Origin of the sequence: Oryzomicrobium terrae (genome assembly GCF_008274805.1) — a bacterium.
Taxonomy (GTDB): Bacteria; Pseudomonadota; Gammaproteobacteria; order Burkholderiales; family Rhodocyclaceae; genus Oryzomicrobium; species Oryzomicrobium terrae.
This window is the reverse complement of sequence record NZ_CP022579.1, coordinates 3,519,434-3,526,415: the sequence shown is the minus strand read 5'-3', so window position 1 is coordinate 3,526,415 and position 6,982 is coordinate 3,519,434. Positions and strand designations below refer to the sequence as shown.

The window sequence follows — 6,982 nt, the reverse complement described above, 5'->3', positions numbered from 1 at the left end:
TGAGTACTGACAAGGTCCCGGGTCGAACAAAGACGCCGGGCCGGAGATAACATTGCCCGGCAGCCCCGTGCTGCGAATACGGGGTATTCGAATATTGGCAGCAGAGCAAGCCGGACCGGGGGAGGAGGGGAAGAAAACGGAGAGGCGGGGCAGACTGCAGGTTAATGCCGAAACCCCGCCGGGAAGGGCCAAGTCGATGCCTGGATACGCTTCCACCGTCCTCCCAAAGACTGCCGCCATTCTACCCTGTCCTCCACAAGTTATCCACAGGGCAAAAAACGGGGATCTTGACAAGAGGAAGGGTGAACAGGTCTAATCACGCGTTTATCTTTCCCGAAGCATCAAGGACTTATCATGAAGCGTACCTACCAGCCTTCCGTCGTGCGTCGTAAGCGCACCCACGGTTTCCTCGTCCGCATGAAGACCCGCGGCGGCAAGAAAGTCATCGCTGCCCGTCGTTCCAAGGGCCGTCACCGTCTGGCCGTTTGAAGAAGCCCTTCGGCTTCCCCCGCGCCCGGCGGCTGTTGAAATCCGAGGATTTCACGGCCGTTTTCGATTTTCGGCGCGTAACGCGAAGCCAGCATTTCGTACTGCACTATCTTGAGCCGGCCGCCGATCGGAACGATTCAGTAACGTCCGTTCAGCCCCGGCTCGGGTTGGTGATCGGCAAGCGCTACCTGCGCCACGCCGTGTGGCGCAATCTGGTGAAACGCATCGCCCGGGAAACATTCCGCACGATGCAGGCCGAGCTCCGGCCGCGGGACTATGTGCTGCGCATGTCCGCCGTTCCCCGCGCCAGTGGGCAGCCACCGAGCGCTGCAACTACACCGCAGCCAGGCAAAAAAAACCGGGGTAAAGCAGCACCGGCGCCGGTACATCTGGATCGGCAGGCCTTGGGGGCCGAGTTGCGCACGCTCTTCGCACGCAACCGCCGCAAACCCGGCAAGTCCATCGATTCTGCCGCACCATGCGCTTCCTGCTGATCGGCCTGGTACGCATCTACCAGTATGCGCTGAGTCCCTTTCTGGGACGTTCCTGCCGCTTCGTGCCATCCTGCTCCGAGTACATGATCGAGTCCCTGCAGCGCCACGGCGTCGTCAAGGGGCTGTGGCTCGGCACGCGCCGGGTCTGCCGCTGCCATCCCTGGCACCCCGGCGGCCACGATCCGGTGCCATAATGGCGCCTCTTTTTTCGACCCGTCTCCGGATGGGTTTCTCCTCACTCCACGGCTAAACAAGGCTGACAGGGCTCATGGATAACCGTCGTCTGCTCCTTTCGATCATTTTCTTCGTCTCCATCTTCATGCTGTGGGAGGCCTGGAACCGGCAGCACGCGCCCCAGCCCGTCGCTAGCAGCGCGGCTCAGGCGTCGGCGCAAGCCGGTGGTGCCCCGGTGCCTTCGGCCAGCCTGCAGCCTGGTATGCCGGCACCTGCCGGCGCCCCAGCGCAGACCGCAGCTGAAACGGTGACGGTCACCACCGATCTGTTCAAGGCTGAAATTTCCAGCCAGGGCGGCGATCTGGTCCGCCTCGAACTGGTCAAGCACAAGTCTGCCGAAGACGGTGCCACCCCGGATAAGCACCTGGTGCTGATCGATCCGGCCCACCGCTACGAAGCCCAGACCGGCCTGATCGGCGACAACCTGCCGACCCATCGCAGTACCTTCAAGGTGCTGCCGGGCAAACGGGATCTGGCCGAAGGCGCCGACACCCTGACCCTGGCCCTGGAAGCCGATACCGCCAATGGCGTGAAGGTGGTCAAGACCTATACCTTCCACCGTGGCAGCTACGTCATCGACGTCGGCTACGAAATCGCCAACCAGAGCCAGGCGGCCATTGCTCCTCACGCCTACTTCCAGCTGCAGCGCGACGAGACTAAGCCCGCCGGCGAGGCCCGCATGGTCAGCACCTTCACCGGCCCGGCCTTCTACTCGGCCGCCGACAAGTACCAGAAGGTGGATTTCTCCGACATCGAGAAGGACAAGGCCAAGCACGTCAAGACCGCCGACAACGGTTGGGTGGCGATGGTGCAGCACTACTTCGTATCAACCTTCCTGCCCCAGGGTAACGTCTCCCGCGAGTTCTACACGCGCAAGGTGGGCAACGGCGCCATCGCTGCCGGCGTGATCCTGCCGGTGGACAGCATTGCTCCGGGCGCCAAGGGCGGCATCACCGTGCCCCTCTACGCCGGTCCCCAGGTGCAGAGCGAGTTGAAGAAGCTGGCCGACGGCCTGGATCTGGTGGTGGACTACGGCTGGCTGACCATCATTGCCGCCCCCCTGTTCTGGGTGCTGCAAGCCCTGCACAAGCTCACCGGCAACTGGGGCTGGGCGATCATCCTGCTGACCATCGGCCTCAAGCTGCTGTTCTTCCCGCTGTCCGCCGCGTCCTACAAGTCCATGGCCAAGATGCGCCAAGTGACGCCGCGGCTCACCCAGATCAAGGAGCGCTTCGGCGACGACCGCCAGCGCATGAACCAGGAGATGATGGAGCTGTACAAGAAGGAGAAGATCAACCCCCTGGGCGGTTGTCTTCCCATCGTGGTGCAGATTCCGGTGTTCATCGCCCTCTACTGGGTGCTGCTCGGCGCCGTGGAAATGCGCCAGGCGCCGTGGCTGGGCTGGATCACCGACCTGTCGGTAGCCGACCCCTTCTACATCCTGCCGGTGTTCATGATGGTCACCATGCTGATCCAGACCAAGCTCAACCCCACCCCGCCGGACCCGATCCAGGCCAAGGTGATGTGGATGATGCCCCTGGTCTTCGGCGTGATGTTCTTCTTCTTCCCCGCTGGCCTGGTGCTGTACTGGACGGTGAACAACCTGCTGTCCATCGCCCAGCAATGGTCGATCAACCGCATGATGGGCGAGGCCAAGGGCGCCAAGGCCTAAGCGGCCCGCACCCCTGCTTCGACCCGACAGGCCCCCGGCGATCTTCGCTTTGGGGGCCTTTTCCTTTGGAGCCCAGCCCATGATGCCCAAACGCGATGTCATTGCCGCCGTGGCCACCGCCCCCGGTCGGGGCGGAATCGGCGTGATCCGGATCTCCGGTCCGGACCTGGCGCCCTTCGTCGCTGCCCTGGCCGGCCGCAACGCTCCGCCCCGCCAGGCCGTGCTGGCCACCTTTCGCGATGCCCAGGACAAGCCCATCGACCAGGGGCTGCTGCTCTACTTTCCCGGCCCCGCCTCGTTTACCGGCGAGGACGTGATCGAACTGCACGGCCACGGCGGTCCGGTGGTGATGCAACTGCTGCTGTCGCGCTGCCTCGACCTGGGCGCCCGTCTGGCCGAACCCGGCGAATTCACCCGGCGCGCCTTCGAGAACGGCAAGCTTGACCTGGCCCAGGCCGAGGCCGTGGCCGACCTGATTGACGCCTCCACGGCCTCTGCGGCCCGCTCGGCGGTGCGTTCGCTGCAGGGCGATTTTTCCCGGGAAATCCACGTCCTCAACGATGAACTGATCGAGTTGCGTGCCCTGACCGAGGCCACTCTGGATTTTCCCGAGGAAGAGATCGACTTCCTGGAGGCCGCCAACGCCTTCCCTCGCCTCGATGCCCTGAGTGAGCGCCTCACCGCGATCTTCGCTAAGGCGCGCCAGGGCAAGCTGCTCCAGGGCGGCCTGCATGTGGTGCTGGTAGGCCAGCCCAACGTCGGCAAGTCGTCCCTGCTCAACGCCCTGGCCGGTGACGAACTGGCTATCGTTACGCCGATTGCCGGTACCACCCGGGACGTGGTGCGGGGCACCTTGCAGATCGAAGGCATCCCTTTGCACGTGGTCGATACCGCCGGGTTGCGCGAGACCGAAGACCAGGTCGAGCAAATCGGTATTGCCCGCACCTGGAAGGCTGTCGAGGAAGCCGATGTGGTGCTGCTACTCACCGATGCCCAGCACGGCATTACCGCGGCCGAGAACGCCATTCTGGCTCGCCTGCCGGCCCACGCCATTCGCCTCACCGTGGAAAACAAGGTGGATCTCACCGGCCAGCCCGCCGGCCTCGTCACCGACCCGACAGGCCGCTGCGTACGCCTTTCGGCCAAGACCGGCGCCGGTATCGCCGAACTGCGCCAGGAACTCCTCGATATCGCCGGCTGGCACCCTCAGGAAGATGTCTTCATCGCCCGGGAACGGCACCTGCGCGCTCTGGACGAAGCCCGCCAGCATGTACAGCTGGCCCGCCAGCAGGCACAGTTGCTTCCGCCCCCCCTGGAATTGTTCGCCGAAGAACTGCGTCTTGCCCAGCACGCCCTCAATACCATCACAGGCGAGTTCACCGCCGACGATCTTCTCGGGGAAATTTTTGGCCGCTTCTGCATCGGCAAGTAAGGTTTTAACAGCTTTGAAAAAATTCACTATCTTCAGCAAACGCGTACTTAAAATCCGATAAAAAACGGAATAAATCCAATAAAAACAAAAAAGCCATGGAGCAATTCATGGCTTTTTTGTTGTCTTTTTGTTGTCTTTTTGTTGTCTGTTGGCAGGTTTTTAACTGTTCTAATGATGTTCTGTATGTAAACCCATAAAGATTAGTTAACCTAAGGTTAACTCTGTGGATAAATCTATTAAACACAATTAGAACAAAGAGTTGTTCGATAAAAACACTTGTCAGAAACCTTCCGTAAGCCCTGTGGATAGATACGGCACAAGTTATCCACAGGGGGATAAAGTTGAACTTATCCACAACTGATGCACAACAAAGCGGCATGTTTTATCCCCATGATCCGCTTTCTGCTACCGTAGCGGCCCCTTGTGGAGCCCTTTCCACTGTCTTTCCAGATGCCTGCCATGGACCACTTGTTTGCTGAACTGCCAGCCTTTTCTTCCGTGTTGTTGCCCTTGCTGGTGGCGGCCTTTGTTGCCGGGTTGATCGACGCGGTGGTCGGCGGCGGCGGACTGGTGCAGATCCCCGCCCTATTTACCGTGCTGCCGGCTGAGACACCGGCAACCTTGTTCGGTACCAACAAGTGCGCCAGCGTGGTTGGCACTGCCAATGCCGCCTGGCGTTATGCACGGCGCGTGCGCATGCCTTGGGGGACGACCCTGCCGGCAGCTCTGGCGGCCTTCGCTTTTTCCTTCCTTGGTGCCATGGCGGTGGCTTGGCTGCCCAAGGAGTCGCTGCGCCCCCTGATTCTGGCGCTGCTGATCGGGTCGGCCGCCTACACCTACTGGAAGAAGGACTTCGGTTCCCTGCACGCCCCGGCCCACGGCGGCATGCGCGAGAAGGTGTATGCCGTCACCCTGGGGGCGGTGATCGGTTTCTACGATGGCTTCTTCGGTCCTGGCACCGGGTCGTTCCTGATCTTTCTCTTCATTCGCTTCTTCGGTTTCGACTTCCTGCATGCCTCGGCCGCCTCCAAGGTGGTCAACGTCGCCACCAACCTAGCTGCCCTGGCCTTCTTCGTTCCCACCGGTCACTGGATTCCGGCCCTGGCCCTGGTGATGGCCCTGGCCAACATGGGCGGCTCGGTGGTCGGCACCCGCCTGGCCTTGTCCGGTGGCAGCCGTTTCGTGCGCAAGTTTTTTCTGGTGGTGGTCGGCGCCATGATCGTCAAGTTCGCCTGGGATACCTTTTCGCGCTGATCGGGCCTGGCGGAACGTGGCTTCGACTGACCCTGCGAGGTCTGGAGCCGGCCCCGGGAGGCAGGGGCCGGGGCGATTTGTTATCATCCCGTGCTTATCCTGCTTCGACTTCGCTGCACCCGAGCCGGATCGACCGGCTGATTCAGCTGATTCCATCACAAGAAGGTTACGAGAGGAGAGACCATGCGTCGTTTGACCCTGCTTGCCGCGACTCTGGCCGCGCTGGGCGCCAATCTGGCCCACGCCGACATCACCGTGGGGGTATCCCTGTCCGCCACCGGCCCGGCCGCTTCCCTGGGCATTCCGGAAAAGAACACCTTCGCGCTGCTGCCGACCACCATTGCCGGTCAGAAGGTGCACTACATCGTCCTCGACGACGCTACCGATCCGACTGCAGCGACCAAGAACGTCAAGAAGCTCACCTCCGAAAACAAGGTGGATGTGATCGTCGGTTCGACCACCACCCCCAATTCCCTGGCCATGGCCGACGTGGCCGCCGAAACCGAAACGCCGATGATCTCCATGGCCGGTTCGGCGATCGTCGTCGAACCGATGGACGCCAAGCGCTACTGGGTGTTCAAGACCCCCCAGAACGACGCCCACATGGCTACCGCCATCGTTGAGCACATGACCACCCATGGCGTGAAGACCGTGGCCTTCATCGGCTTTGCCGACGCCTACGGCGAAGGCTGGTGGAAGGAGTTCGCCAAGATCGCCGAAGCGCGCAAGCTGAAGATCGTCGCCTCGGAGCGTTACCAGCGCAACGACACCTCGGTCACCGGCCAGACCCTCAAGATCCTCGCCGCCAAGCCCGATGCCGTGCTGGTCGGCGCTGCCGGCACCCCGGCCGTGCTGCCGCAGAAGACCCTCAAGGAAAAGGGCTACAAGGGCCTGGTCTACCAGACCCACGGCGTGGCCAACCAGGACTTCCTGCGCGTCGGCGGGAAGGACGTGGAAGGCGCCTACCTGCCGGTGGGTCCGGTGGTGGTGGCCAACCAGCTGCCCAATGACAATCCGGTCAAGAAGGCCGCCCTGGAATACGTGAAGAAGTACGAGGCCGCCCATGGTGCCGGCAGCGTCTCCGCCTTCGGTGCCCACGCCTGGGATGCCTCGATCCTGCTCCAGCACGCCGTCCCGGTGGCGCTGAAGAAGGGCCAGCCGGGCACCAAGGAATTCCGCAAGGCCCTGCGCGATGCCCTGGAAGGCACCACCAACGTGGTCGCCTCCCACGGCATCTACAACATGACGCCTCAGGATCACATGGGCTTCGACCAGCGTGCCCGGGTCATGGTGCAGATCCAGAACGGTACCTGGAAGCTCGAGAAGTAAGCCGGGCTGGTTCCGGGGGCGGCGTCCGCCACAGCAGCGGACGCCGCCCCCGTTGTTTTACGTTGCAGCGAAGTCACA

7 protein-coding genes are annotated in these 6,982 nt (G+C 62.4%); all 7 read left to right on the top strand.

What is annotated here, in order from left to right; translation table 11 throughout:
• Positions 1-354 precede the first annotated feature (354 nt).
• Positions 355-489, top strand: coding sequence for a 50S ribosomal protein L34 (rpmH, locus tag OTERR_RS15950; RefSeq protein WP_054619877.1), 135 nt, complete (start codon positions 355-357; stop codon positions 487-489).
• A complete protein-coding gene (rnpA, locus tag OTERR_RS15945) occupies positions 486-983 on the top strand; it encodes a ribonuclease P protein component (protein ID WP_149426369.1) in 498 nt (165 codons plus the stop codon). Before rpmH ends, rnpA begins: the two co-directional genes overlap by 4 nt.
• Positions 968-1,177, top strand: coding sequence for a membrane protein insertion efficiency factor YidD (yidD, locus tag OTERR_RS15940; protein ID WP_149426368.1), 210 nt, complete (start codon positions 968-970; stop codon positions 1,175-1,177). The genes rnpA and yidD overlap by 16 nt, the downstream gene beginning before the upstream one ends.
• Positions 1,178-1,251: 74 nt before the next feature.
• On the top strand, positions 1,252-2,889 hold the full coding sequence (gene yidC / locus OTERR_RS15935) for a membrane protein insertase YidC (protein ID WP_149426367.1): 1,638 nt from the start codon (positions 1,252-1,254) through the stop codon (positions 2,887-2,889).
• Between the two features lie 79 nt (positions 2,890-2,968).
• Complete coding sequence (gene mnmE, locus OTERR_RS15930; RefSeq protein WP_149426366.1) at positions 2,969-4,321, top strand: tRNA uridine-5-carboxymethylaminomethyl(34) synthesis GTPase MnmE; 1,353 nt, start codon at positions 2,969-2,971, stop codon at positions 4,319-4,321.
• 459 nt (positions 4,322-4,780) lie between these two features.
• Positions 4,781-5,575, top strand: coding sequence for a sulfite exporter TauE/SafE family protein (locus OTERR_RS15925; protein ID WP_149426365.1), 795 nt, complete (start codon positions 4,781-4,783; stop codon positions 5,573-5,575).
• 183 nt (positions 5,576-5,758) lie between these two features.
• The gene (locus tag OTERR_RS15920) at positions 5,759-6,904 is read left to right on the top strand and encodes an ABC transporter substrate-binding protein (RefSeq protein ID WP_054619882.1); all 1,146 of its coding nucleotides are present in this window, start codon (positions 5,759-5,761) and stop codon (positions 6,902-6,904) included.
• The last annotated feature ends 78 nt before the right edge of the window (positions 6,905-6,982 follow it).

Coding starts and splice junctions, on each gene's coding strand:
- yidD (WP_149426368.1), top strand. CDS start 968: ATGCGCTTCCTGCTGATCGGCCTGGTACGCATCTACCAGTATGCGCTG.
- OTERR_RS15925 (WP_149426365.1), top strand. CDS start 4,781: ATGGACCACTTGTTTGCTGAACTGCCAGCCTTTTCTTCCGTGTTGTTG.
- yidC (WP_149426367.1), top strand. CDS start 1,252: ATGGATAACCGTCGTCTGCTCCTTTCGATCATTTTCTTCGTCTCCATC.
- mnmE (WP_149426366.1), top strand. CDS start 2,969: ATGATGCCCAAACGCGATGTCATTGCCGCCGTGGCCACCGCCCCCGGT.
- rpmH (WP_054619877.1), top strand. CDS start 355: ATGAAGCGTACCTACCAGCCTTCCGTCGTGCGTCGTAAGCGCACCCAC.
- OTERR_RS15920 (WP_054619882.1), top strand. CDS start 5,759: ATGCGTCGTTTGACCCTGCTTGCCGCGACTCTGGCCGCGCTGGGCGCC.